The organism is Tateyamaria sp. LSS28, assembly GCF_059611725.1.
This window is the reverse complement of the sequence record NZ_JCAPFI010000003.1, coordinates 538,430-562,235: the sequence shown is the minus strand read 5'-3', so window position 1 is coordinate 562,235 and position 23,806 is coordinate 538,430. Positions and strand designations below refer to the sequence as shown.

The following is a 23,806-nucleotide window of genomic DNA, read 5'->3' as shown; positions in this document are numbered from 1 at the left end:
GGGGGGTGGGTAGCCTCGGAATTTGCGCAAGACCTGCACAAGCAGCAGATCAGTCTCTGCACAACCCTTGGTCACATTGGGATCGTCAACAAAGGAAATCTCATCGTGACATGCTTCATCCAACCCTCCATTCGAATGCACAGCGCCATCCTGACCGGCATAGGTGGTGGTGCAACAGCGCAAGCCATGAGCCTGTGGGGCGGCGATTTGGCGCGCTTTCTGCCACCAACATGGCTTCTGACTTTGACAGCTGTTTTTGGTGCGGCTTGCGCAGGCGCCATCCTGGCCAGCGCATTGGGCCGCAGTGGGTTGATAGGCGTGGTGATCTGCATCTTGGCCTGGCCGGTCGCCACCGCACTAGGGGCGGCCATCGCTGCGGTGCCGTTCGGCCTATCAGGAGCCGATATGCGTTACGGCGTGGCCGGCGGTTTCGTCACTGCCATGACGGAGGCAGCTCCTCTGGGCCTTTTGGCCGTCGGCGATGGCATCACCACCAGTTGGGTGGTCGCCGCCGTCTGGGTACTGTCGGCGGCGCTGGTTCATGTCATTGTGCGTTTGGAAAGGCAGGTATCTACTTGAAATTCCGGCTGTCTTTGATCTGATCCCACGCCCAGACAACCTCTTGCAACTGCTCTTCCTGACTGCGATCCCCGCCGTTCATGTCGGGGTGCAGCACTTTGATCAGCGCCTTGTAGGCTTTGCGCACTTCGGCCTTGGTCGCATCGGCCGTGGCGTCCAGGATCTCGATGGCGCGCTTTTCAGTGGGCGGCAAACGACGGGCCGCAGCAGAGCCACCGCGACCGGGGTTCTGCGTCGCGTTCTTGCCGAGCACCTGGTGCGGGTCCTCGATGCCCAAGCGTGCCCATGCACGTGCCTCGGGGTCGCCCATCGGTTTGGTCTGACGTTCCCACACCTTGTCCTTGGACTGCTGGGCGTTGATCTCGGCCTCGGTTGTGCCGTCAAAGAAGTTCCACTTGGTGTTGTACTCGCGCACGTGCTGCTGACAGAACCAGAAGAAATCATCCAGCACGTCCGGCGCTTTGGGCGCGCGGAACTTGCCCGCTTCTTCGCAGCCCTCGTGATCACACACCCGAGTGGACGTTTCGGACGCGCCTGACATACCCCTGCGTCCGCGCGGGTTCTTCTTCTTTGCAGAAGACACGGACATATCAAAACCAAATGGATCGTGTTTGGGCATGGGAAGGGGTCCTTTCCGACTCAGGCCCACAAGTTTAGAGTCTGCGGACAGAGATTGAAGGGGGTGAATGAAAAAAATGTCAGGTGAAATGACCGTTCGGCAAGAAATTGAAGACAAGCTGCGCGCCGCGTTCAATCCGCGCGAGGTTGTCGTGGTCGATGACAGCGCCAGTCATGCAGGCCATTTCGGGGCGCCAGCTGCGGGGCAGAGTCACTTTAATGTCATGCTGCGAAGCTCTGTTTTTGAAGGGAAAAACCGTGTTTCTCGTCATCGTGCCGTGCATACAGCGCTTGGACCCGAGCTGATCGGGCGCATTCATGCGCTTGCGCTGGATCTGGATGTTTAAAAAGCTTTAATCTTTTGCGTCTGCACTGCCGCGCTGGCTTGCCAGGTTCTTGAGCGACGCGGTCATGCCGGATACCGGACTGGTTTCTTCGACGCCATTGTCAGATGCCATCTGCGTGGCGCCTTCACCGGGCGCAAATGTCGCATCTACATGCTCGTCCTCTGCTTCGACATCGGTCGTACTGGCTTCCGTTTCCAACGCTTCGGTGGGCGGTGGAAGCAGCTCGGGTTCAAACTCGTCAATCGGGTCGCTGACCGTCCGACGGAACACCAGAAGGTTGCGCCATTCCGTTGTGCTGCCTGTAAGGCCGGACCGTTCGATCGAAGGCAGCGTTTCAGCGCGCTGAAATTCCCAACCTTCACGGCCCATATCGTTCATCATTGCCTCAAGCGCATGTGCAAACCGCGCTTCCGGACCTTTGACGCCCTTGCCCTTCACACCCTTGGTGGGGGCGGGTACGACCTTGTATTCCCAACCTGACATGATCTGTCCCCTCGTCATGTTTCGCGCGGATATATCCGGCAGGGTCAAAAGTGGAAAGCCCGTCCCTTACGTACGGCGAATACCGATGCTGGCGTGCACGCCTTCTGGCTTGCCCAAGGTCGCATGCGCTTGTGCAACGCCCTTCACCCGCGCCAGCACGTCATCGGGCATCGGTGCCACGCGGGGCCCTGATTGGTCCACATGCAACGTCATCGTTTCGCCCGTCGCCGCCAGCCAGCCGTCAGCATGGCGCAGCTCCTGAAAGGAATGCAGCCGCTTTTCATCAAAATCCACAAGGTGGTAGCTGACAATCACCTGATCATTCACATGCAATTCGCGGATGTAGCGGACATGGAACTCGGCCGCATAGGTCGTGTTGCCAGTGCGCGACTGATAGTCCGGGCCGAAGCCGAAATGTTCGAACATCTGGTCCGCGCCCATGTCGAACAGCACGCCGTAATAGGCCATGTTCAGGTGGCCATTGAAGTCGATCCACTCGGGTTTGACCGTCATCACGGTCGATTGAAACGGGGCTTGCATGTAACCTCCTGCTGGCGCGTCCCACCGGATTGCATGCGCGGGCAGGGGTGGTAAAGCTGAAAACCATTGTTTGAATGGATATGCCATGACCGACACCGTGCGCGCCCAGTACGAGGCGTTTCCTTACCCCGAGCGTAAACCCACGGACGAACGCAAACGGCTGATCACCGGCTCGCCGTCGTTGCCGGTCGAAATGGACCACTGGCTCTGGGGCGGGGCACGGGACTGGTCGCAGCCCCTCAAGGCGCTGGTCGCCGGGGGCGGGACAGGCGATGCCCTGATCCAGCTGGCGCAGAAGCTGACGGATGCAGGCCGGTCCTATGACATCACCTATCTCGATCTGTCACAGGCCTCGCGTCGGATTGCTGAGAAGCGGGCAGAGGTGCGTAAACTTAGCGGTATCACTTTTGTGACTGGGTCACTGCTTGATGCAGGCGACTATGGTCCCTTCGACTATATCGATTGTTGCGGTGTGCTGCATCACCTCTCCGACCCACAGGCCGGGTTCAACGCACTCGCGGGTGCTCTTAAACCGGATGGCGGCATTGGCCTCATGGTCTATGCGCCTCACGGGCGGTCTGGCGTTTACCCGCTGCAAGACGCCTTTAACACACTGCTCCACCACCTGCCGCCCGAGAAACAACTGAAGGTCGCCAAGCGCGTCTTTGATCGTCTGCCGGATGCACACCCGTTCAAGCGCAATCAACGCCTTGTGGATCACAAGAACGGGGATGCCGGATTCTATGACCTGCTACTGCACAGCCAGGATCGCCCCTTCACGATCACGGCGCTGATCGAGGCGTTGAACGCTGCCGGGTTGGACTATGCCGGCGCGCCCGAAGCGATGCTCTATGACCCTGCACCGTTGCTGGATGATCCAAGCGGCCTTGACCCGGTCGCAGACATGCAATTGGCCGAGGACCTGCGCGGCACGTTCAAGACCCACATCGCCTATGCCCGTCCCAAGGGACAGGTGATCGCGCCACCATTGGGTCAGTCTGACGCAGTGCCGCATTTGCGCGACATGGATGCCGCAGCAGTGGCCAACCATCTGGCAAAGGGGCAGGGGCTGACCATCGACACGGCAGGGGCATCCTTCTACTTTGATATCCCGGCACAGGCTGCGCCGCTGGTTGCGAGGGTGGATGGGCATCGGCCTGTAGCAGATATCGCGCCGTCGGAAATGGACCTGCGCCACTGGGCGGCGGTCGAGGCGGCGCTCTGCCCATCGGGGCTGATGCACTATTCCCACCTGTTTGTCGGACAAGGCTGAATCGGGCACGCTAGCTAACAACACGCAATGGTGGAACCCTCCGTTTGGGGGGATTGTCGAATGGTACGCAGGCGGTAAATCTCGATCGTATTTTTTGTTATCTTTGAAAGGTTTGAATAGATGCGATTGAGAATTGTGTTTGGTTTTGTGGTTGTCCTTCTTGGATTGGGGACGGCGGTATCTGCCCAAAACAGTGTCGACTTGCGATCACAGCAGACAGGCATTCGGAATCAAGGAAACCAGAATACATGTACCCATTTTGCGGCCATCGCCGCGATCGAGGCCGCGTATCTGCGGCGCGGTATCCGCGTTGATCTGTCCGAAAGCTTTGCGCGGAGCGCGATCAAGACGATGTGGCTGACGCGGTGGACCAATGTCGCGGCAGGGACCGCCGCCCAAACCGAGAACCAATTGGCCTATGCGGGCGGGGGCACTGCCACCGAAACGCTCAAACTGTTGTCGAGTGGTATCAAAGTGCCAACAGAACGCGATTGGCCCTACCGCGACCGCTATACGGTGAATGACGACCCCCGGGTCGCCAACCGCTGGAATGCACCGTTTTGGCAAAGCCAGCGCACGATGAACGATTTCAACCTGACCAGCGGTATCTGGCCGCGCGAAGCGCTGGAAGCGCCGCGTTACTATGCTGGAACCGGGTACACAGACATCAGTTTTGCAAACGGCGTCAATGCTGCCATCCGCCAGATCGAGGGGCGGCTTGCCCAAAACCGAGAGGTGACAGGCGGGTTCACCAACGGCAACGGTGTGATCCGGACGGCAGGGTCGCGCGATACGATCCTGGTAGATGATTGCCCAGGCGGATGTCCTCCTGCCGGTCATGCCATGTTGCTTGTCGGCTATGACAAGACAGACCCGAACCCTGCCAACCACTACTTCATCGCCAAGAACAGTTGGGGGGTATCGAACGGTGCCACCCGGTCCGACGGGTTTACCTATCTCACCTACGCGTTCATGCGGGGCAATCTGGTTAACGCGGGTTACATCACCGGGGTCGTCGAACCGAAACCGTGGCGAGAGGCGGCTTTTGTTGGCCGTTGGAACATCATCTTTGATGGGCATCGTGGCGTGATTGACATCAACAAGGTTCCGGGTGTGATGACCAGCATCACCAAATCCCGTGACGACCTGCAGGATCGGCGCATCGGGACATACTTTGACGCCAACGGCACGGCATACCGGGTGAACGGCGCGATGTCCGGCAATCGTATTCGCTTCTACATCGACAAGGACAATCCGAATGCGCGCTATGATACGCTCACGGGCCGAACGTTCGACTACACGCTGACCGAGGATGCCAGCTTTGCCAGTGGTCAGCATCGCGACACGGACGGGAAAGTCTATGGCGGGTACATGTGGCGTGACGATGTGGATGCACCACAGGCTCCGGCACGCGTGTCGGGCATCGACTGGCAACGCGCGCAGGGCACATGGGACGTCCACACTGGGGCGGGCGGCCCGGTCAGCACGGTTGAGTTGCGATATGACCCGGCACAAGGTCAGCCGCGCATTCTTGAGGGCAGTGTGGTCTACGACACGACGATGCCGCGTACCCGGAACCAGCGATCATTTGTCTTCGCGCGCGGACAGCGCGAGATTGGCATGTTCCACGCCATGAGTTGGGATGCCAATCGTGCAGTCGGGCGTATCGCCTACGGTCCCGCGGCAACGCTGGTGCCAGCCGTGTTTATAAAACGCTAAGTATGGGCGCGGGCGGGTCTGTGACCGCCCGCGTGCCTCATCCCTGAAGCTTCTTGGCGACGATGTCGTTCACGGCTTTGGGGTTGGCCTTGCCGCCCGTGGCCTTCATCACCTGACCCACGAACCAGCCCGCCAGTTTTGGGTTCGCCTTGGCCTTTTCGACCTGCGCGGGGTTGGCGGCAATCACCTCGTCCACGGCGGCTTCGATGGCACCTGTGTCTGTCACCTGTTTCATGCCACGGGCCTCGACGACCTCAGCCGGGTCGCCGCCCTCGGTATAGATGATCTCGAACAGGTCCTTGCCGATCTTGCCCGAGATGTCACCCTTGCCGATCAGGTCGATGATGCCGCCCAACTGGGCCGGGGACACGGGGCTGTCGGTGATGCCCTTGTCATCGTCGCGCTTCAGGCGGCCAAACAACTCGTTGATCGTCCAGTTTGCGGCTTGCTTGCCATCGCGACCTTCGGCAACGGCCTCGAAGTAGGCTGCCGTATCCACATCGGCGGTCAACACGGACGCGTCATAGTCGGTCAGTCCAAAATCCCCGATGAACCGGGTCTTCTTGGCATCTGGCAGTTCGGGCAGGGAGGCGGCGATGTTATCCACCCATGCCTGCTCGATCTCAAGCGGCAGCAGATCGGGATCGGGGAAATAGCGATAATCATGCGCCTCTTCCTTCGACCGCATCGACCGCGTTTCGCCCTTGTCCGGGTCATAAAGGCGTGTTTCCTGATCAACGGAGCCACCGGCCTCGACAATCGCAATCTGACGCCGCGCCTCGACCTCGATCGCCTGCTGAATAAAGCGCATCGAGTTCATGTTCTTGATCTCGCAGCGCGTGCCCAGATGCGAGAAGTCCTGCGTTTCCTGGTACTTCTCGTACTGACCGGGGTGACAGATCGACACGTTCACATCCGCGCGCAGGTTGCCGTTTTGCATGTTGCCGTCGCAGGTGCCGAGATAGCGCATGATCTGGCGCAGCTTGACGATATAGGCGGCGGCCTCTTCGGGGCCGCGAATGTCGGGGCGGCTGACGATTTCCATCAGGCAAACGCCCGTACGGTTCAGGTCCACGAAGGACATGTTCGGATCCATGTCGTGGATCGACTTGCCTGCGTCCTGCTCCATGTGGATACGCTCGATCCGCACCATGCGCGCGGTGCCGTCACCCAATTCGACCAGCACTTCACCTTCACCCACGATAGGATGATAGAGCTGCGAGATCTGGTAGCCCTGCGGCAGGTCAGGGTAGAAATAGTTCTTCCGGTCAAAGGCCGAATTCAGGTTGATCTCGGCCTTCAGACCCAGCCCTGTGCGCACCGCCTGTTCCACGCAATACTCGTTGATGACGGGCAGCATGCCGGGCATGGCCGCGTCGACGAATGCGACGTTGGAATTGGGCTCAGCGCCGAACTTGGTTGAGGCCCCTGAGAACAGCTTGGCGTTGGATGACACCTGTGCGTGCACCTCCATCCCGATCACCAGTTCCCAATCGTGCTTGGCACCGGAAATCACTTTGGGTTTGGGAAGGTCATAGGTCAGGTCAAGCATGGTCTCACCGATCTGCATCAAGGGGCTTCGTGGCGGTGTAATGCGCTGCTGCAGCGCTCGCAAGAGGGCGCGACGATGCGGCGTCTTTGCAGAAGGGGCGTATCATGCAAGCTGGCGCCATGAAGATTGATGAAATCCCGGTGCCGCAGGGCACGTTGATCGCGCCCTACGCTGAAAAAGAGGCGCACTATACCGATTGCTTTGAGACACCGGTTTCAGCGCCGGTGTCACTGGAGACGTTTGTATACGCCTTCTACACCCAACCCTTGTTCAAGGCAGAACGGGTGGTTCTGCGTTTGCTAGCGCAGCAGGCGTCAACAGATGCCGAGGCAGAGGCGCTTGCCAAGGGAACGACAGACCGGTTCGCGGTGTGGCAGGTCGAAGGCCGCACTCCGGCCGAGATTCTGATGGCGGACCGGGCAGGGCGCACGATGTCTTGGCTGATGGTGACAGAGGATCGCATGCGGTTCGGATCCATCGTGGTCCCGCTGCGCACCAAGTCTGGCAAGCTGACACTTGGACCGGTGTTTCACAGCCTGATCGGCGCGCACAAAGTCTACTCTCGCGCACTTCTGTCAGGCGCGGCACGCCGGGTTTAGAAGGACTGAAGCTCGGGGCCGTGGTCAGTGAAAACCACGTTTTTGCCCGATGCCAATTCGCGGCGAAACAACTGGGTCAGATAGCGCAAGGCATCGGCGTGGCCTGACGCGGCAAACCGGTCTGCACAGCGCACGCGCAACCCGTTGTCAAACCCGCGGGCGGCGTGGGCCCAGACCATCGGGTGCACTTCGGTCAGATGCTCGCGCACAACCTCGTCGGCGGCCGCGGCTATCTGAATGCGGATATAATCCGTTTCGTCATCCCCCGTGGGTGCTGCACCCATCGTATTGGCGCAATAGGCCGCAATCAGGTTGACCGTATGCTGATCAGGGCTGCGTTTCAGAATGTCATTCAGACCATCCAGAAAGAAATCCAGATCAAGCCGTGCACAGGCTTCGCTGTCTTGGGCGATTGCATCGAACATCACCCAAGCGTAGGCGCCGGACCCCCACAAATCAAAACTGTGACCGGCGGCGCGGCGGGCTTCGACGTCCAGACGCGCGTATGAACCTCGCCAGCGTGGCAGCAAGTGGGTGCCCATCGCCCGAAATGCGCGCGGGTTCTTTGGATCCAGATCAATCCAGGTCTCGTAGTTGGACACGACCCTTGACGTCGCGCCGCCCTGTCCGGTGATCAAGGCACAATGCGCCGCAGCAAGCAGGGGCGAAGCATGTTCTCTCGCGTCGAAATCCATCAGGATGTCGGCTGCCCTGTCAAAATGGGCGGCAAACGCCTCGCGATTGCGTTCAGGCACTTCAACGTCCCAGCCTGTCCCGCGCCAGGCCCACCCCAGATCCATATGCGTTTGCGCCACGATGGTGGCGATGACAGGGTTGGCTGGATGCTCTGCCAGAACCCTTTCCAGCGCCTCGATGCCAGCCAAAAGGGGCGCGCCCGGATCGGGACGACCTGAAATAAGGGCATGTTCGGCCGCGCTCACCACGTCCGCGCGCGCACCAAAGGCCAATAGCTCTGCAACAGGCGTGCCGCCCAGCGTCTTTTGCCTGGCTTTGTCGGTTCGGGTGATTTCGGCTGTCAGCCGGGACCATTCGTCAAGGCGAGCCAATTTCAACCCGCGCGCCTGATGGGTGTCGCGTGCGCGTTCTTCTGCCGTCGGATTGGGGCAGGGGATCGACAGTTTTCCAGCGGGTGTTTCGGCTTGGCAGGGTGAAAGCGGGTCGGATACATCGGGCGCCTCGCGTCCCATCTGCAGAACGCCATCCGAGGCCATGGTGAAATGTGGCGTCGCAAACATGTTGCGAATATGCGCCCATGGCGCCCTGAGGCGTTCTGCAAAAGCCATAGTTACCTGTCCGCTACTCGTTACAGCATCAAACTTGCCCGAAAAATGGGTCACAAAAGGGGCGAGGCCGGGACAAGTTCGGGCCTTGTATGCAGCCATTTTTGGCAAACTCTCGCGCTGGTTTTATCAATGCACCGCATGCGTGCAGATTGTTGCCAACGCGGCCACAGACCGCGGATTTCAGCCTGTGCGCCGGGTGGACAGAGTCGGCAGGAAACGCGCATATTTGCCGTCATGTCCGGTCTGCGCATACTGCTTGTCCTCGCAACTGCCCTTTTGATGCCGAATCTTTCAAAGGGGCAGGACAGTGATCCCTATGCCGGGCTGCGCCCGCCCGCTCGAACGGGGGACGTACCACGTACCCGATGGACGCATCAGCCAGGCTATGTTCTGTGGAATCGCGCCGCCCTGTCCGCGCTAAAGGGGCATGGTAAACCGCTGGTTGATCTGGTGCCTGCAGACATCGCGGATTGGTGTCCGCGCTATCCGGCGGCGAATGATGATGACCGCCGTGCGTTCTGGCTTGGGTTCATGTCGGCCTTGGCCAAGTATGAAAGCACCTACAAACCGCGTGCCGTCGGAGGCGGCGGGAAATGGTACGGGCTTTTGCAGATATTGCCTGCAACAGCACGCGGCTATGGCTGCAATGTAGGGACGGGTGAGGCGCTGAAAAACGGTGCTGCGAACCTCAGTTGCGCTGTGCGGATCATGGCCACGACCGTCCCCCGGGACGGGGTGATCTATGGGCGTGGCGGCAAGGGCGTGGCCGCCGATTGGGGCCCTATGAGATCTTCGTCCAAACGGGCGGACATGGCCGGTTGGCTCAAACGCCAACGCTATTGCGCGCCCCTGGATACGGTCCGTCCGGTGTCCAGACCTGCTCTGACGGTGGTGACCGACTAAGCGGCGCACCCTGTCGGGCGCACACGATGTTTTGCAGCCCCCTCCGGCGGCTGTTTTGGTGCGAGGCTCTGCCTCGCGCTCCGTGGTATTTTCAGTCAGAAGAAGCCTGGGTCAGTGTTGATGCGATGTGATCCCAGACTTGTGGGTAGGTGAGCAGGATCAGGTGGCCGTGCCCATTGATAAAGGTGGCGCGCGCATCGGGCAGCGTGTCGACGAAGCGTTGCGTCGGGCGCGGTGGAAAGACCGGGTCGACGGCCCCGTGGTAAAAAGAGATATCCGCCCCTGCCAATGCTTCGGGATCGGGGTTCGTCCAGCGCCGCAAGTCACGGGTGTGACGGCGGTAGAGCCCGTTTTCTGGCAACCGGATCCGCTTGTCATTGGCGGCGACCAATGCGTCGGCAGCCTCGACCGTTTCCGGGCGCGTATCGACATCGGGACCATAGGCGAGGCGGCGATAGTATTCGAGCCACACCTTGCGCGGGTTCAGGCTGCGGGCGCGGGCCGCTGCGGCGGCAGTTCCAGCCGCGCCGCGCAGCCCTGCCAGCACGGGTTGTGGTGCGGGCAGCGCAGTCGAGATGCCGATGACATGCACCTCGACATCCGGAGAGGCTGCGCGAATGTCCTTGGCCGTTTCCAGTGCGATCACCGCACCTGTGGAATGGCCGATCAGGTCGATGCGTTTCAGATCATGGGTTCGGACAAGGCGCGCAATCCGTGCCGCGGCGCGGTCTAGCACGATACTTTCCTCTGCAGGACGGCCGTCAAACCCTGGCAGGCGGAAATAGGCGACGGCCCGGTCCCTGGTTTCCAATTCATCGATGGGGCGCAACACGCGGATCGACGTCATTGCGCCGGGGATACCAATCACGACGCTATCTGCCTGTGCCAGCGCCCTTGCATCATAGAGCAATGGGTCAGTGGGAGGGCTGGCTTCCTGTACCGCGCAGGCGGACAGCCAGAGGCTTGCGGCGAGGGCGCAGAACCACCTCATCCCAGCAGCGAGAAATGGTGCCGTTTCACGGTGATCCCCCGGTCTGTTAGCACGGTTTCGAATGTGTCTGCAGGCGGGGTCGCTTCCAGTGGGACGCGCACCTTGCGTCCCGAGGTCAGCACTGCACTGGTCCGCACCGAGAAATCGAGGCGGGTGTCGAGGCGGATATGGTCGATCTTGTCCCATGCAATCTCTCCGGTGCGGCGTCCCGCAAACCAGCTCAGCCCATCTGACGCCAAAGCGATGCCTGCGCTGCGCCCGGAGACCAGATCATAAAGCGCGGGCGCCGTGCACAGCGCGATCAGCGCCATCAGGATCAGTGACGCGTCAAGCAGCGCGATGGCCGCAAGTATCAAAGACCATACGACCACCAGCACAACCAGCGTCCGCCGGTTGCGCCCGGTTGTTTCGTACCGGTATGGCGTCATCGCCCGCCGGTCACGTCAAGGGTCGAGCCGGTCACGTAGCTTGCCTCGTCCGACGCCAGCCAGAGGATCGCCTTGGCCACCTCCTCGGCCGATCCTTCGCGGCGCATGGGCACCATGTGGGCCAGCTTTTGCGCGCGCCCCGGCTGGCCGCCCTTGGCGTGGATCTCTGTGTCGATCAGTCCGGGGCGGACAGACATGACGCGAATACCATCTGGCGCCACTTCGTCTGATAACCCCTTGGTAAAGGTGTCGATGGCGGCCTTGGAGGCGGCATAGTCGATGTATTGATTGCCCGAGCCCAACCGTGCTGCGGCAGAGGAAACGTTAATGATCGCGCCGCCGCTGCCCTGCGCCTGCATACGTATCACAGCCTCCTTTGCGACCAGCATCGCGCCGATCACGTTGACATTCATCATACGTGTCAGGCGGGCATGGTCGATATCGGTCAACGTGGCGGACTGATCTACGATGCCTGCGTTGTTGATCAGCACGTCGACACGGCCAAAGGCATCGTCGGCGGCCTGGTAGATGCGGGCGATGTCCTCGGGCTCTGCCACGTCGCCCTGCACGGTGATGGCCGTGCCGCCAGCCGCTTCAACGGCAGCCTTTGCAGCATTCGCGCCACCCAGATCGGACCGGTAGGCCAGAACGAAATCATAGTCTGCAGCACCAAGCCGGACACATGCGGCACCAATACCGGCGGACGCGCCAGTGATCAGGCAGACAGGGCGTTTGGACATGGAATAACCTTTCGAATTCAATCAGTTCAGGGGTGTGTCGGACACGAAACTGGTGCCGGGACCGTAGATGTGAAACCCATCCAGATCACCCTTCCCAACCTTTGCACCGGCCATCCGCACGGTGGCATAGGCAAGGGTCAGATGAAACTGGGCGTTGGGCAAGGCATAGAGCAAGGCGTAATCGCGGCCCGATTGCGTCAGCTCTGCCTCGCCTGCAACATGCGTGATCTCGCGCGCATCAGCATCGTCAAAGGCAGAGCGGTCCAACTGGTCCAGCAAGAACCGCATGTCATGAGCCAACGCAAGAATAGCGCCCGGATCGGTGTCCATGGGCATCTCGGGCACCTCATCGCCCATCAGTGGCATCACTGTGCGCGCGACATAGCCCAAGGCCAAGCAGAAATGTTCGGCCGCGGAAAAGCTGTCGGGGGCCAGCCGTGCCTCAAGCTGCACCGGATCGTCAAGGCACGACAGCAGGCGCTGCACCGCATCGGTGAGCCGCTTCAAAGGGGGGATCGTTACGTCGTAAATGTCCATTGTCGGCTCGGTTCTAATGTAAGGACCGGGGGCTCTGCCCCCGGACCCCCGAAGTTTACTTGGCAAGATGAAGGCGGATCAGCCCTCGCGAATACGCGTGATCATCTCGGTCGTGTCGCGGCTCAGGTTCGGGGTGGATGCGATACGCTCTAGCTCCTTGCCGATCATTGATTGGCGGATCGCATCATAACGGCGCCAGGTCTGGAAGGCGGAACACATACGCGCTGTCGTTTGCGGGTTCACCGGATCAAGCTTGATCAACCAGTCCGCCAGAAGGGTGTAACCCGAGCCATCCTTGGCGTGGAAACCGGCGTGATGGGCGGCAAAGGTGCCCAGGGTCGCGCGGAACCGGTTGGGGTTCTTCCAGTTGAAATCGGTGTGTTTGGTCAGCGCCTTGGCCGTGTCGGCGGCGTCGTCCGGCTTGGCCTCCATCACCTGCATGCCGAACCATTTGTCCATCACCAGGCGGTCATGCTTCCACTGCGCCTCGAACTGGGCCAGAGCCGCATCGCCGCGGCCCGCGCGGATCAGGTAGGCAAGGGCCGCCAATTGCTGGGTCATGTTGGTGGCGCCGTCAAATTGGGCCTGTGCCATGTCCCCGCTATCAAGCCGCGTCAGGAGGGACAGCGCCGCGTTCCCCAATGCGCGCTGCCCCGATTGCTCTGCGTCCGGGGCATATGGGCCGTGCACCTGATGGCGTGTGTACAGGTCGGGAAGGGCGTCCGACACGCGTTGTGCCAGCGCCTGTCGGTGGCTTTCGCACGCGTCCCAGATCGCGTCCGGGTCCGGCGTTGTGCCGTTGGCATGCAGGTCGGCGGCCAATTGCGATTGACCGGGCAGGGCGAGGCAATAGGCACGATAGGCCGGGTCGAGCGTGTCGTCGATCAGAAGGTCCGCCACCCCGTCGAGCCATTTGGCGTCGGGCGCGCTGCCTTTTGTCACCGCACTGATCAGGGATGCTTTGCCCAGGTTGCGCGCGGCTTCCCAGCGGTTGAACGGGTCGGTGTCGTGGGCCAGCAGGAACGCGTGGTCGGGGGTATGCTCCAATACGATGGGCGCCGAAAATCCGCGCAAGATCGATGGCACTGGTTTGGCACCCAACCCCGGAAAGCTGAAGCTTTGGCTGTCTTTGGTCAGTTCCAGCACCTGGGTTGGCAAAACCTCGTCCCCGTTTGGACCTAACAGGCCGACAGCAATCGGGATCACCTGCGCCTGCGGCTCCGGAGTTGCGGCAGAGGGTGGCGTGAGTTGCTCGAATGTCAGCGTATATGTGCCATTGTCAAAGCTGTCCGTGACGGCGACCCGTGGCGTGCCGGCTTGTGAATACCAACGTTTGAACTGCGTCAGGTCACGGCCCGTGGCATCCTCGAACACCTTGAGCCAGTCTTCGATCGTGGCCGCGTCGCCGTCGTGACGGTCAAAGTAGAGGTCGAGCGCTTTGCTATATCCCTCATCACCCACCAGCGTCTTGAGCATGCGGATCACCTCCGCCCCTTTCTCATAGACGGTGGCGGTATAGAAGTTGTTGATTTCCTGAAAGCTTTCGGGGCGCACCGGGTGGGCGAGTGGCCCCTGATCCTCGGGGAACTGGCGCGCGCGCAAATCGATCACATCGCTGATGCGTTTCACCGGTTCCGACCGCATGTCGGCGGTGAACTGACTGTCACGGAACACCGTGAGTCCCTCTTTCAGACACAGCTGGAACCAGTCCCGGCACGTGATCCGGTTGCCGGTCCAGTTGTGGAAGTATTCGTGCGCGATGATCGCCTCGATCCGTTCGAAATTGGAGTCGGTCGAGGTTTCGGGCGAGGCCAGGACAGCAGAGGCGTTGAAAATGTTCAGCCCCTTGTTCTCCATCGCGCCCATGTTGAAATCGTCCACCGCGACGATGTTGAAAACGTCAAGGTCATAGGCGCGGCCATAGACGTCTTCGTCCCACTTCATTGAGTCTTTCAGCGCCTGCATCCCAAAGGCGCATTTGCCTTCGTCTCCGGGCCGGACGTACAGGGCCAGATCCACCTTGCGCCCTTCCATCGTTGTGAAGCTATCGCGGTGAGCGACCAGTTCACCGGCCACCAGCGCGAACAGATAGGCGGGCTTGGGCCACGGATCGTGCCATTCGGCCCAACCCTCGCCATACGCTATCGGATTGCCGTTGGACAAAAGCACTGGGTGCGGCCCGTTTACCCGGACAGAGAAGGTCGACATCACATCTGGCCGGTCGGGATAATAAGTGATCTTGCGAAACCCTTCGGCCTCGCACTGGGTGCAGTACATCCCGTTCGACAGATACAACCCTTCAAGCGCCGTGTTGGCCGCAGGGTCGATCTGGACTTCCGCCTCCCATGTGAAGGGCACATTGGGCACGTCGCAGGTCAGCCCTTCGTCCGTGAGCGTCGGTTTGACCGTCTCTCCGTCGATCTTGGCCGAGATCAGCGACAGGTTTTTGCCATGCAGGAAAAACGTCTTGTTGGTGGCGTCGGGGTTTGGCGAGAACTTGATGCGCGATGTGACCCGCGTGGCTGAGGGCGCCAGATCGAAGGTCAGATGCACCTCATCCACAACGTAGCCGAAGGGGGTGTAGTCCTTGAGGTAGATCGTCTGTGGGGATGCGTCGCGCATGGGGTCGCCTTTGTGGTCCAGGGTTGCGCGGACGGTAGGCCGATGGCGCGGCAGCGGCAAGAGTGTCGCGGGTGGGTTGGCAAGGATGTGTTCACTGCTAGCTTTTGGCACATGACAACAGTCGTATGGTTCAAACGGGATTTGCGGGTGACAGACCACCCGGCGCTTGCACGGGCAGCGGCGCGGGGGGATGTGGTGCCGCTCTATGTCTTTGAGCCGGAATACTGGGCAGAGCCGGATGTGTCGGGCCGTCAGTTCGCATTTGTGCGTGAAAGCATTGATGATCTGTCAAGTGCCCTTTCAAGGCTTGGCGTGCCTTTGGTGGTGCGGGTGGGACGTGTTGTGGATGTGCCGGCCGATCTTCATGCGCGTTTTGGATTTGACGCGGTGATCAGTCACGAGGAAACGGGCAGTGCTTGGACCTTTGCCCGGGATCGCGAGGTGGCTGCCTGGTGTCGCGACAACAGTGTGGCTTGGGAAGAGTTGGCGCAGTCCGGCGTGGTCCGCCGTCTGAACGGTCGAGACGGGTGGGCCAAGCAGCGCAACGCTTTTTTGCGACAGCCGCAGGTGGATGTCCCCGCGGGGATGACCGGGCCCGAGTTGCCCCCTGACGATGTGCCGACCTTTGTGGCGGGTGATCATTGCCCCGAACGGCAGCGCGGTGGGCGGCAGATGGCGTTGTCCCTGTTGGGGTCATTCCTGACGGAGCGGGGGCAGCATTATCGCAAGGACATGTCGTCACCTGTGACCGGTGAGTGGTCCTGTTCCCGGCTGTCCCCTTACTTGGCGTTCGGTTGTTTGTCGGGGCGCGAGGCGTCTCAGGCCGCTGCAGCGCGACAGCGCGAGGTGAAGGGCACGCGGGAAGGGTGGGGCGGGTCGCTCAAGTCTTTTCAGGCGCGGTTGGCGTGGCGGGATCACTTCATGCAGAAGCTTGAGGACGAACCGGCGCTGGAACACCTTTGCCTGCACTCGGCCTACGAGGATATGCGTCCAAAAGTGCCTGATGCGGAGCGGCTCGCAGCCTGGGAGAAGGGCGAGACCGGGATGCCATTTGTCGACGCCTGCATGAGATATCTGGCGGCGACGGAGTGGATGAACTTTCGGATGCGGTCGATGTTGATGGCTGTTGCGTCCTATCACCTTTGGCTCGACTGGCGGGTGACCGGGCTGCATCTGGCGCGGCAGTTCACCGATTTTGAGCCGGGCATTCATTGGCCGCAAAGCCAGATGCAATCGGGGACCACGGGCATGAATACCGTCCGCATATATAACCCGGTCAAGCAGGGGAAGGATCAGGACCCGACCGGCGTGTTCACACGAAAATGGTGTCCTGAACTGGCACCCGTGCCGGATGCGTTCTTGCAGGAGCCATGGACATGGGAGGGGGCGGGGACGTTGCTGGGCAATGCCTATCCAGCGCCTATTGTGGATGTTTCGGAGGCGGCCCGCGAAGCGCGGGAAAGGGTCTGGGCCGTGCGTCGTGGTGGGGCGTTTCGGGAAGAGGCGCAGCGCGTTGTGCACAAGCATGCCAGCCGCAAGGACCCGCAGGGACACTTTGTTGATGACCGCGCCCCAAGGCGGCGCAAAGCATCGGTGTCACCAGCCAAGGACGGCCGACAGATGGGGTTTGATTTCTGATGGGTCGGATGCGGAAGAAGGCGGACTTGCCTGAGAAAACATGCCCGGTTTGCGACCGTCCTTTCACGTGGCGAAAGAAGTGGGAAAAGGTCTGGGACGAGGTGAAATATTGCTCGGATCGGTGCCGTCGCGAGGCGCGGACAAAGGCGTTGAGACGGCCTTGAGCCGATTTGTCCCCGCGGGGACACGCTTTTCGGTCAGCTCATTGAATTTTCATGGTTTTGCGAAAGTGCAGATGGATCAACGGGTTGACCCATCGCACGGTGCGTTTTGTGGATTTTAACCACCGGGAACGCACACTGCACCCCGAGAGGCGGCGGCACTTTGTTTGGTCGGGTCAGCGGCCACCAATCACCCAGCGATGATCGCCTTGTAAGACGTCGCCCGGCGTTGATCCGAGCAACGTACGGTTCGAGCCAAGACGGCATTGCAGGGTGGGGCCGATCACTGCGGTCCTAGTCCTACGCCGTAATACATGTCCGACAAACGCAGCTGCTTTCCGCAACGCGGTCTAGGCAAAAATCGCTTTGAACTTGTCGACACATAGTCGAAAGCCGTCTTCGAAGTTGCCGTTGCCGGGATGGTACACGCTTTCAAAGGAAATCACGCCGTCATAGCCATCGTCCCGCATGGCATTCGCCATCGGCTCAAACTGGTCCGCGAGCTGGCCTTCACCCATGCGGCGCACTTCAAGCGTGGCGCGCGGTGTGTCGACCATGACATCCTTTATGTGAACATGGCCCAGGTAGCCCCCGCGCATTTCTTCATAGCCATCGGGGTAGGCGCGTTCATGACACCAGCAGTTGTTGCCCGGGTCCCAAAGCACTTTCAGCGTGTCCTTGGCGTCCAGATCATCAATGAGTTTCCGCGCCGTGTAGCAGGAGTTCACAAGCGTGCCGTTGCCTGTTTCTACAACCAGAACCACCCCTTCGGATTTTGCGAGTTCGACGGCTGGTGCGATCAGCGGCGGCATCGTGTCCCAGACCCCGTGTGCGACATTCCATTTTTCGGCGCCATGACTGCCCCAGAGGATCTGTTCCTTGCGTTGGGTCATGATGCGGACCAGCGGCGCACCTACGACATGTGCCATGTCGATGACCCGTTTGAGCGCATCCATGTGTTGGGTATGTAGCGCATCACCCGGTCGGTTGGCCGCTGTCATTCCCGCAAATATGTGGCGCGAGAGGCAGGACACGGGCTTGCCCCGGTCACGCAGAAGGCTGTTTATCTCGGCGATTTCTGCCTTTGAGTGATCGCCCACCTCTGTGTCGCCGACGAATTGCAGCTCGGCATACTCAAGGTCAAATTCGTCCATCACGTCGATAGCGTGGCCAAGATCACGGCTGATGCCGTCGCAAATAACCCCCAGTTTCATGTCGAGCCCTCCGGATTGCGGTGCAACTCGGCGCCGACGATATCCTCGATCACGCGGGTGCACACCCAGTTGTCACCGTCCGGGTATTTCGATTTACCCGCCTGGAAAATCTGCATGGCGGCCGAGGCGGTGTGCATGGGCACGCCAAGATTGGATGCCAGTTCGAGCGATATGGTGAGGTCCTTGTGCATGGTCGAGATATGGCTGCCCGTGCCTTCGAATTGCCTGTCGATGATGTGTTCCAATGCCGTGTTCGCCACGCCGCAGCCTGCGCCGGAGGTCGAGAAGACGCGCAACAGGGCATCGCCGGGTACGCCCGCTTTTGCGGCAAGGGCGCTGGCCTCGAACGTGGCGGAAAAGATCGACCCGATCAGTGTTTGCAGGCACGCCTTCATGGTTTGCCCATCGCCTGCCTTGGTGCCAACGTGATGGATGGTTGCCGAGACCGCTTTCATGACAGAGGCGTTGGCGTCAAGCACCGCAGTATCGGCTGCGGCCATCATGGTGAGCGTTCCATTCTGTGCGCCCGCGAAGCCGCCGGACACGGGGCTGTCAATCAGATGCACGCCTGACCCTTGCATCGCGTGACCGATCGCCTGCGCCTCAGATGGTTTTATCGTGGCCGTGAGGATGACTGATCCGCCGGGGGACATGTTGGCGACAAGTCCGTTGGGGCCGAGAATAACCGATTTGGCCTGATCGCCATTCATCACCATCACGAAGACACAGTCCGACTGTGCCCCGATCTCTGCCGGGCTGTGTGCCGGGGTGCCTCCCATCTCTTCAAACTGGGCCATGCGATCTCTGCTCAGATCGAGGCCCCAGGTTTGAAATCCACTTCCAATGAGGTTCTTGGCTAGGCCGCTGCCCATGTCGCCAAGTCCCACTACGCCTACGGTTTTCATAAAAAACCTCCCGCTGTTTTAGGCAGCCGCATTCGGATGCGGGCTGACATTTCGAAAAGATGCCAAGGGGCATCCAATTTCGCGGGGATTTCACACGCCGATGTGCGGCGTTGGGCGAGTCCGGAAGACACCCCGCTGCCCAGTTAGGTGAGACAAGGGAAGCCGGATTCCTGGATTTCTGCAAGAAAAATTGGGTGCATATGCGTGCTGTGTCTTTCGGCGCCGATCGAAAGCGGGGTCGTGACCCGAGGATGAACCGCGTTTCCGGAGCTAACGGACGCGCCTATGAGGTTTTTTCACGCGCGGTGCGTCTGTGTTTGAGGTCTTATGAAGCTGCATTTTTTGGCTGGTAAGTGGTATTGGTAAATTTTTTTGACCAATGATGTTTACGATAGGAAACTTTTTCTCTAAGCCTTGCGATGAGTCGTAATCCAAGGCCGGGAGGGCATCCTATGACAGCTTATGTGGACCGCAGTGATTTGAAGGTGGCGGACAGCCTCGCGCATTTCATCGAAACGCATGCCCTGCCGGGCACAGGTGTTGCGTCGGCCGATTTCTGGGCCGGGTTTTCGGCACTGGTGCACGATCTGGGTCCAAAGAACCGGGACCTGTTGGCCGAACGTGAAAGCATGCAGGCCAAAATCGATGATTGGCATGTAGCGCATCGCAGTGCGGACCATGATCCGGCGGCCTATCGCGCGTTTCTGGAAGAAATCGGGTATCTTGTTCCGGAGGGGCCTGACTTCGAGATCGAGACCCAGAATGTGGACCCTGAGATTGCAAGCACCCCCGGTGCGCAGTTGGTCGTGCCGATCATGAATGCCCGGTTTGCGCTGAATGCCGCAAATGCGCGGTGGGGGAACCTGTATGACGCCCTGTACGGCACCGATGCGCTGGGCGACCTGCCCGGTGGGAAAGGCTATCACGCCGCCCGTGGCGCGCGTGTGATTGCATGGGCCAAGACGTTTCTGGATGAGGTTGTGCCATTGAACGGTGGGTCGTGGACCGAGGTGACCTCTTTGGGCGTGTCTGGCGGGGCGTTGGATCTTGGGGCCTTTTCCTTGTCCGACCCGGCACAGTTTTTGGGCCATGGCGGGGACGAGGAGGCGCAGACATTCTTGTTCGGCAACAACCATCTGGCCATCGAGATCGTGGTGGACCGCAATGATGTGATCGGTGCCTCTGATCCTGCGGGTATTTCTGCGGTCAACCTTGAGTCCGCGCTGTCCACCATCATGGATTGCGAGGACAGCGTGGCGGCTGTGGACGCCGAGGACAAGGTGCTGGCCTATGGCAACTGGCTGGGCCTGATGAAAGGCGATCTGGAAGAAAGCTTTGAGAAGGGTGGCAAGGTCATCACCCGCCGGATGGCGAGCGACCGGACCTATACTGCGTCTGATGGGTCTGACCTGAGCATGAAGGGCCGCAGCCTAATGCTGGTCCGCAATGTGGGGCACCTGATGACCAATCCGGCCATTCACGACCGCGATGGCAACGAGGTGGGTGAGGGGCTGATGGATGCCATGATCACCACCCTGATCGCCATGCACGACCTGCAGAAGACCGAAGGGCTGCGCAATTCGGTTTGTGGGTCGGTCTATGTGGTGAAGCCCAAGATGCACGGGCCGGTCGAGGTGGCATTCGCTGACGAGATTTTCACCCGGGTCGAGAAGGTGCTGGGCCTGCCTGCCAACACCGTCAAGCTGGGCATCATGGACGAGGAGCGGCGCACGTCGGCCAATCTCAAGGAGTGTATCCGGGCGGCAAGGGCGCGTGTGGCCTTTATCAACACTGGCTTCCTGGATCGGACCGGGGACGAGATTCACACGTCTATGGAAGCGGGGCCGATGATCCCGAAGGGCGAGATGAAGGGGGCGGCGTGGATTGCGTCCTATGAGGATCGCAATGTCGATATCGGTCTCGCCTGTGGTTTGAAGGGCAAGGCGCAGATCGGCAAGGGCATGTGGGCCATGCCGGACCGTATGGCGGAGATGCTGGAGCAGAAGATCGGGCATCCGCAATCGGGCGCGACCTGTGCCTGGGTGCCGTCACCAACGGCTGCGACCTTGCATGCCACGCATTATCACAAGGTGGATGTGATGGCGCGCCAGGACACGCTGAAAGCGGGTGGTGCGCGTGGCACGCTGGAGGATTTGCTGACCATCCCTGTCGCCGTGGGGCGCAATTTCTCCTCCGAAGAAATTGCCCGCGAGATGGAGAACAATGCGCAGGGCATCCTTGGATATGTTGTGCGCTGGGTGGATCACGGCGTTGGCTGTTCCAAGGTGCCGGACATCAATGATGTGGGTCTGATGGAGGACCGCGCGACATGCCGGATCAGCGCGCAGGCCATGGCGAACTGGCTGCATCATGGCGTGGTGAGCGAGGATCAGGTGATGGCGTCCCTCAAGAAGATGGCGGAAGTTGTAGACCGTCAGAATGTGGATGACCCCGCGTATCTGCCAATGGCCCCGGGTTTTGACGGCGTGGCCTTTCAGGCGGCGTGCGATCTGGTTCTGAAGGGCCGGGTGCAGCCGTCGGGTTACACAGAGCCGGTGCTGCATGCGCGCCGCTTGGAGTTCAAGGCGGCCTGAACCGCGTTTTGAACTGGTGGGACCGAGGGGCGCTGCCCCTCGGGCTCCCCGTCGTATTTTCAGTCAGAAGAAACTGGGGCGATGGCCCCAATCAGGAGACAAGACATGGCGATTTCGTTGCGTAAGGCGCGGACCATCATTCGCAAAGCGTTGGAGAAGGGGCGGGAGATGGAGTTGAAGCCCCTGTCTGTTGTGGTGCTCGATGCCGGTGGGCACGTGCAAGCCTTTGAGCGTGAGGATGGCGCGGCGCCCGGTCGGTTCGCGATTGCGCAAGGCAAGGCCTATGGCGCTGTCATGCTGGGCATGGCGGGTACGGCGCAGATGGCGCGGGCTGAACAGCAGGCTTACTTTATGGCGGCGGTGAACGGTGTTTATGGCGGGCAGGTTGTGCCTGTACCGGGCGGTGTGCTGGTGCGTGACAGGAAAGGGGCCGTTATCGGCGCTGTTGGTGTAACTGGCGATACATCGGACAACGATGCGGTTGCTGCCGTTGTGGGCATCGAAGCCGTGTCGCTGGTGGCTGAAATTTAGGCATCGGCCGCTTCTGCGGCTTTTTGCACAGGTCGTTGCGCGCCCGTCTCTCTGTTCAGGAGGCGGGCGTCTGCGTATATCAGGTCAAACGCAACCAGTGCAGAGGACCCCATGGCCCGGCCCATCATCGGCATCATTTCGAACCACCACGTGATCAATGACGAATACGAGGTGCAGGCGGCTGGCCTGATCAACGTGTCGGCTGTCGCAGATGTGGCCGAAGGCTTGCCCATGCTGATCCCGGCGGAGCCTGCGAAGGTGCGGATTTCCGATCTGCTGGAGCATTGTGCGGGTTTTGTGTTCACCGGCGGGCGCGCCAATGTGCACCCTGAAGAGTATGGCGAAGAGCCAACCGAGGCCCATGGGGCGTTTGACCGGAACCGGGACGGCGTGACCTTGCCCCTGATCCGTGCCTGTGTAGAGCGCGGCCAGCCCTTTCTTGGTATTTGCCGGGGTTTTCAGGAAGTGAATGTGGCCATGGGTGGCTCACTCTATCCAGAGATCCGTGATCTGCCGGGCCGCGACAACCATCGCATGCCCCCTGATGGAACTCTGGAAGAAAAGTTTGCCTTGCGCCACGATGTGACCTTTTCCGAGGGCGGCGTGTTTCATCGTCTAATGGGGCGCCAGTCCGTGCCCACGAACACACTGCACGGGCAGGGCATCAAGACTGCTGGCCCGCGTATTGTGGTGGATGGTCATGCACCTGATGGTACGGCTGAAGCCATCTATATCGACGGTGCGCCCGGTTTTACCCTTTCGGTACAGTGGCACCCGGAGTGGAATGCGAAATGCGATCCCGTTTCGCGCCCGTTGTTCGAGGCCTTTGGCGAGGCGTGCCGCGATTGGGCGGATGGCGGGCGCGCGCGCCCGGTTTTGCGCTCGGCTTAAACGGTCGTTAACCAAGACGCGGGCAGGGTGGCGGCATGCCACGTTATGTCCGCTCTGATCGACCCGGTTCCACCTACTTCTTTACGGCCCGCGCCGCGCGCCGCGGCACTGATCTGTTCTTGCGCGAGATAGATCCGCTGCGTGCCGCCATGCGCAAGACGCGGGAGAGGTATCCGTTTTCCATAGAAGAGATCGTTGTCTTGGGGGATGTCATACATACCCTGTGGCAGTTGCCCGAAGGAGATGCCGATTTTTCCACCCGGTGGCGGATGCTGAAAAGCCTGTTTTCCCGGTCCGTAGATGCGCCGCAGGATGTTGCTGCGCCGCGTTTGCGTGCGGGCGAGAAAGGGCTGTGGCAGCGCCGCTTCTGGGAACATGCCATACGGGATGGGGATGATTTGGCGGCCCATCGGTATATGATTTTTTCGGCCCCTGTGCAGGTTGGTTTGGTGAACCGCCCGGAAGACTGGCCGCATTCGTCAATTCACCGGGCCATTGCGCAGGGACGATATATTGCTGGCGGCCCTGTTGGTCGGGCATACCGCCCTTTGCCAACGGCGGGGCGCACGGCACGTGCGCCTTACGATGTACGACACGCTGTAGTGTAAGGCGGGGCTGCGCCCCGCCGTGGGACACT

At 60.5% G+C, this 23,806-nt stretch carries 24 protein-coding genes; 12 read left to right on the top strand and 12 right to left on the bottom strand.

Annotated elements, in window-relative coordinates:
- Nucleotides 1–105 precede the first annotated feature (105 nt).
- Nucleotides 106–579, top strand: a complete 474-nt coding sequence (locus AC53L6_RS11370; RefSeq protein ID WP_496907918.1) for a hypothetical protein — start codon at nucleotides 106–108, stop codon at nucleotides 577–579.
- On the opposite strand, the gene AC53L6_RS11365 is transcribed toward AC53L6_RS11370, so the two are convergent.
- Entirely contained in the window at nucleotides 572–1,198 is a 627-nt protein-coding gene (locus AC53L6_RS11365) for a J domain-containing protein (protein WP_299200746.1), read from the bottom strand. The genes AC53L6_RS11370 and AC53L6_RS11365 overlap by 8 nt on opposite strands.
- 88 nt (nucleotides 1,199–1,286) lie before the next feature.
- On the opposite strand from AC53L6_RS11365, the gene AC53L6_RS11360 reads away from it, so the two are divergent.
- Entirely contained in the window at nucleotides 1,287–1,544 is a 258-nt protein-coding gene (locus tag AC53L6_RS11360) for a BolA family protein (protein WP_496908078.1), read from the top strand.
- A gap of 6 nt (nucleotides 1,545–1,550) precedes the next feature.
- On the opposite strand, the gene AC53L6_RS11355 is transcribed toward AC53L6_RS11360, so the two are convergent.
- Nucleotides 1,551–2,027: a DUF4177 domain-containing protein gene (locus tag AC53L6_RS11355; RefSeq protein WP_299200745.1), complete on the bottom strand. Its 477-nt coding sequence runs from the start codon at nucleotides 2,025–2,027 to the stop codon at nucleotides 1,551–1,553.
- Nucleotides 2,028–2,093: 66 nt separating this feature from the next.
- On the bottom strand, nucleotides 2,094–2,567 hold the full coding sequence (locus AC53L6_RS11350) for a thioesterase family protein (RefSeq protein WP_496907917.1): 474 nt from the start codon (nucleotides 2,565–2,567) through the stop codon (nucleotides 2,094–2,096).
- Nucleotides 2,568–2,652: 85 nt separating this feature from the next.
- On the opposite strand from AC53L6_RS11350, the gene AC53L6_RS11345 reads away from it, so the two are divergent.
- Together AC53L6_RS11345 and AC53L6_RS11340 are read left to right on the top strand one after the other, a co-directional pair.
- On the top strand, nucleotides 2,653–3,840 hold the full coding sequence (locus tag AC53L6_RS11345; RefSeq protein ID WP_496907916.1) for a class I SAM-dependent methyltransferase: 1,188 nt from the start codon (nucleotides 2,653–2,655) through the stop codon (nucleotides 3,838–3,840).
- Nucleotides 3,841–3,960: 120 nt separating this feature from the next.
- Nucleotides 3,961–5,559 (top strand): C1 family peptidase, encoded by a 1,599-nt coding sequence (locus tag AC53L6_RS11340; RefSeq protein ID WP_496907915.1) that lies wholly within the window; start codon nucleotides 3,961–3,963, stop codon nucleotides 5,557–5,559.
- Between the two features lie 37 nt (nucleotides 5,560–5,596).
- On the opposite strand, the gene gatB is transcribed toward AC53L6_RS11340, so the two are convergent.
- On the bottom strand, nucleotides 5,597–7,111 hold the full coding sequence (gatB, locus tag AC53L6_RS11335; protein WP_496908077.1) for an Asp-tRNA(Asn)/Glu-tRNA(Gln) amidotransferase subunit GatB: 1,515 nt from the start codon (nucleotides 7,109–7,111) through the stop codon (nucleotides 5,597–5,599).
- 104 nt (nucleotides 7,112–7,215) lie between these two features.
- Here gatB and AC53L6_RS11330 point away from each other — a divergent pair, with 104 nt between their 5' ends.
- Nucleotides 7,216–7,710, top strand: coding sequence for a hypothetical protein (locus AC53L6_RS11330; protein WP_496907914.1), 495 nt, complete (start codon nucleotides 7,216–7,218; stop codon nucleotides 7,708–7,710).
- Here the strand turns inward: AC53L6_RS11330 and AC53L6_RS11325 are convergent.
- The gene (locus tag AC53L6_RS11325) at nucleotides 7,707–9,014 is read right to left on the bottom strand and encodes a hypothetical protein (RefSeq protein WP_496907913.1); all 1,308 of its coding nucleotides are present in this window, start codon (nucleotides 9,012–9,014) and stop codon (nucleotides 7,707–7,709) included. The genes AC53L6_RS11330 and AC53L6_RS11325 overlap by 4 nt on opposite strands.
- Nucleotides 9,015–9,293: 279 nt before the next feature.
- Between AC53L6_RS11325 and AC53L6_RS11320 the strand changes: the two genes are divergently transcribed.
- Entirely contained in the window at nucleotides 9,294–9,917 is a 624-nt protein-coding gene (locus AC53L6_RS11320; protein ID WP_496907912.1) for a transglycosylase SLT domain-containing protein, read from the top strand.
- Nucleotides 9,918–10,008: 91 nt separating this feature from the next.
- Here the strand turns inward: AC53L6_RS11320 and AC53L6_RS11315 are convergent, their stop codons facing one another.
- The 5 genes from AC53L6_RS11315 to pepN form a co-directional block, all read right to left on the bottom strand.
- Nucleotides 10,009–10,908: an alpha/beta fold hydrolase gene (locus AC53L6_RS11315; protein WP_496907911.1), complete on the bottom strand. Its 900-nt coding sequence runs from the start codon at nucleotides 10,906–10,908 to the stop codon at nucleotides 10,009–10,011.
- Nucleotides 10,905–11,336, bottom strand: coding sequence for a hypothetical protein (locus AC53L6_RS11310; RefSeq protein WP_496907910.1), 432 nt, complete (start codon nucleotides 11,334–11,336; stop codon nucleotides 10,905–10,907). Before AC53L6_RS11310 ends, AC53L6_RS11315 begins: the two co-directional genes overlap by 4 nt.
- Nucleotides 11,333–12,076 (bottom strand): SDR family oxidoreductase, encoded by a 744-nt coding sequence (locus tag AC53L6_RS11305; RefSeq protein ID WP_299699231.1) that lies wholly within the window; start codon nucleotides 12,074–12,076, stop codon nucleotides 11,333–11,335. Before AC53L6_RS11305 ends, AC53L6_RS11310 begins: the two co-directional genes overlap by 4 nt.
- A 21-nt stretch (nucleotides 12,077–12,097) precedes the next feature.
- Complete coding sequence (locus AC53L6_RS11300) at nucleotides 12,098–12,613, bottom strand: DUF1993 family protein (protein ID WP_496907909.1); 516 nt, start codon at nucleotides 12,611–12,613, stop codon at nucleotides 12,098–12,100.
- 78 nt (nucleotides 12,614–12,691) lie between these two features.
- Nucleotides 12,692–15,235 carry an aminopeptidase N gene (gene pepN / locus AC53L6_RS11295; RefSeq protein WP_496907908.1) on the bottom strand — a complete coding sequence of 848 codons (2,544 nt, stop codon included), beginning with the start codon at nucleotides 15,233–15,235 and terminating at the stop codon, nucleotides 12,692–12,694.
- Between the two features lie 111 nt (nucleotides 15,236–15,346).
- On the opposite strand from pepN, the gene AC53L6_RS11290 reads away from it, so the two are divergent.
- Both AC53L6_RS11290 and AC53L6_RS11285 read left to right on the top strand, forming a co-directional pair.
- Nucleotides 15,347–16,873 (top strand): cryptochrome/deoxyribodipyrimidine photo-lyase family protein, encoded by a 1,527-nt coding sequence (locus AC53L6_RS11290; protein WP_496907907.1) that lies wholly within the window; start codon nucleotides 15,347–15,349, stop codon nucleotides 16,871–16,873.
- On the top strand, nucleotides 16,873–17,037 hold the full coding sequence (locus tag AC53L6_RS11285) for a DUF2256 domain-containing protein (RefSeq protein WP_189369841.1): 165 nt from the start codon (nucleotides 16,873–16,875) through the stop codon (nucleotides 17,035–17,037). The genes AC53L6_RS11290 and AC53L6_RS11285 overlap by 1 nt, the downstream gene beginning before the upstream one ends.
- A 347-nt stretch (nucleotides 17,038–17,384) precedes the next feature.
- Here the strand turns inward: AC53L6_RS11285 and AC53L6_RS11280 are convergent, their stop codons facing one another.
- Together AC53L6_RS11280 and AC53L6_RS11275 are read right to left on the bottom strand one after the other, a co-directional pair.
- A complete protein-coding gene (locus AC53L6_RS11280) occupies nucleotides 17,385–18,248 on the bottom strand; it encodes a sugar phosphate isomerase/epimerase family protein (protein ID WP_496907906.1) in 864 nt (287 codons plus the stop codon).
- Complete coding sequence (locus AC53L6_RS11275) at nucleotides 18,245–19,153, bottom strand: NAD(P)-dependent oxidoreductase (RefSeq protein ID WP_496907905.1); 909 nt, start codon at nucleotides 19,151–19,153, stop codon at nucleotides 18,245–18,247. Before AC53L6_RS11275 ends, AC53L6_RS11280 begins: the two co-directional genes overlap by 4 nt.
- 452 nt (nucleotides 19,154–19,605) lie before the next feature.
- Between AC53L6_RS11275 and AC53L6_RS11270 the strand changes: the two genes are divergently transcribed.
- The 4 genes from AC53L6_RS11270 (at nucleotide 19,606) to AC53L6_RS11255 (ending at nucleotide 23,777) form a co-directional block, all read left to right on the top strand.
- Entirely contained in the window at nucleotides 19,606–21,747 is a 2,142-nt protein-coding gene (locus AC53L6_RS11270; protein ID WP_496907904.1) for a malate synthase G, read from the top strand.
- Between the two features lie 105 nt (nucleotides 21,748–21,852).
- The gene (locus AC53L6_RS11265) at nucleotides 21,853–22,278 is read left to right on the top strand and encodes a GlcG/HbpS family heme-binding protein (protein ID WP_496907903.1); all 426 of its coding nucleotides are present in this window, start codon (nucleotides 21,853–21,855) and stop codon (nucleotides 22,276–22,278) included.
- A 111-nt stretch (nucleotides 22,279–22,389) separates the two neighbouring features.
- On the top strand, nucleotides 22,390–23,169 hold the full coding sequence (locus tag AC53L6_RS11260; RefSeq protein WP_299200709.1) for a gamma-glutamyl-gamma-aminobutyrate hydrolase family protein: 780 nt from the start codon (nucleotides 22,390–22,392) through the stop codon (nucleotides 23,167–23,169).
- Nucleotides 23,170–23,204: 35 nt separating this feature from the next.
- Nucleotides 23,205–23,777 carry an REP-associated tyrosine transposase gene (locus tag AC53L6_RS11255; RefSeq protein WP_496907902.1) on the top strand — a complete coding sequence of 191 codons (573 nt, stop codon included), beginning with the start codon at nucleotides 23,205–23,207 and terminating at the stop codon, nucleotides 23,775–23,777.
- Nucleotides 23,778–23,806 lie beyond the last annotated feature (29 nt).

Excerpts from the sequence above, each read along its gene's own strand:
- AC53L6_RS11365 (WP_299200746.1), bottom strand. The coding sequence starts at position 1,198 with ATGCCCAAACACGATCCATTTGGTTTTGATATGTCCGTGTCTTCTGCA.
- AC53L6_RS11360 (WP_496908078.1), top strand. The coding sequence starts at position 1,287 with ATGACCGTTCGGCAAGAAATTGAAGACAAGCTGCGCGCCGCGTTCAAT.
- AC53L6_RS11355 (WP_299200745.1), bottom strand. The coding sequence starts at position 2,027 with ATGTCAGGTTGGGAATACAAGGTCGTACCCGCCCCCACCAAGGGTGTG.
- AC53L6_RS11350 (WP_496907917.1), bottom strand. The coding sequence starts at position 2,567 with ATGCAAGCCCCGTTTCAATCGACCGTGATGACGGTCAAACCCGAGTGG.
- AC53L6_RS11345 (WP_496907916.1), top strand. The coding sequence starts at position 2,653 with ATGACCGACACCGTGCGCGCCCAGTACGAGGCGTTTCCTTACCCCGAG.
- AC53L6_RS11340 (WP_496907915.1), top strand. The coding sequence starts at position 3,961 with ATGCGATTGAGAATTGTGTTTGGTTTTGTGGTTGTCCTTCTTGGATTG.
- gatB (WP_496908077.1), bottom strand. The coding sequence starts at position 7,111 with ATGCTTGACCTGACCTATGACCTTCCCAAACCCAAAGTGATTTCCGGT.
- AC53L6_RS11330 (WP_496907914.1), top strand. The coding sequence starts at position 7,216 with ATGCAAGCTGGCGCCATGAAGATTGATGAAATCCCGGTGCCGCAGGGC.
- AC53L6_RS11325 (WP_496907913.1), bottom strand. The coding sequence starts at position 9,014 with ATGGCTTTTGCAGAACGCCTCAGGGCGCCATGGGCGCATATTCGCAAC.
- AC53L6_RS11320 (WP_496907912.1), top strand. The coding sequence starts at position 9,294 with ATGCCGAATCTTTCAAAGGGGCAGGACAGTGATCCCTATGCCGGGCTG.
- AC53L6_RS11315 (WP_496907911.1), bottom strand. The coding sequence starts at position 10,908 with ATGAGGTGGTTCTGCGCCCTCGCCGCAAGCCTCTGGCTGTCCGCCTGC.
- AC53L6_RS11310 (WP_496907910.1), bottom strand. The coding sequence starts at position 11,336 with ATGACGCCATACCGGTACGAAACAACCGGGCGCAACCGGCGGACGCTG.
- AC53L6_RS11305 (WP_299699231.1), bottom strand. The coding sequence starts at position 12,076 with ATGTCCAAACGCCCTGTCTGCCTGATCACTGGCGCGTCCGCCGGTATT.
- AC53L6_RS11300 (WP_496907909.1), bottom strand. The coding sequence starts at position 12,613 with ATGGACATTTACGACGTAACGATCCCCCCTTTGAAGCGGCTCACCGAT.
- pepN (WP_496907908.1), bottom strand. The coding sequence starts at position 15,235 with ATGCGCGACGCATCCCCACAGACGATCTACCTCAAGGACTACACCCCC.
- AC53L6_RS11290 (WP_496907907.1), top strand. The coding sequence starts at position 15,347 with ATGACAACAGTCGTATGGTTCAAACGGGATTTGCGGGTGACAGACCAC.
- AC53L6_RS11285 (WP_189369841.1), top strand. The coding sequence starts at position 16,873 with ATGGGTCGGATGCGGAAGAAGGCGGACTTGCCTGAGAAAACATGCCCG.
- AC53L6_RS11280 (WP_496907906.1), bottom strand. The coding sequence starts at position 18,248 with ATGAAACTGGGGGTTATTTGCGACGGCATCAGCCGTGATCTTGGCCAC.
- AC53L6_RS11275 (WP_496907905.1), bottom strand. The coding sequence starts at position 19,153 with ATGAAAACCGTAGGCGTAGTGGGACTTGGCGACATGGGCAGCGGCCTA.
- AC53L6_RS11270 (WP_496907904.1), top strand. The coding sequence starts at position 19,606 with ATGACAGCTTATGTGGACCGCAGTGATTTGAAGGTGGCGGACAGCCTC.
- AC53L6_RS11265 (WP_496907903.1), top strand. The coding sequence starts at position 21,853 with ATGGCGATTTCGTTGCGTAAGGCGCGGACCATCATTCGCAAAGCGTTG.
- AC53L6_RS11260 (WP_299200709.1), top strand. The coding sequence starts at position 22,390 with ATGGCCCGGCCCATCATCGGCATCATTTCGAACCACCACGTGATCAAT.
- AC53L6_RS11255 (WP_496907902.1), top strand. The coding sequence starts at position 23,205 with ATGCCACGTTATGTCCGCTCTGATCGACCCGGTTCCACCTACTTCTTT.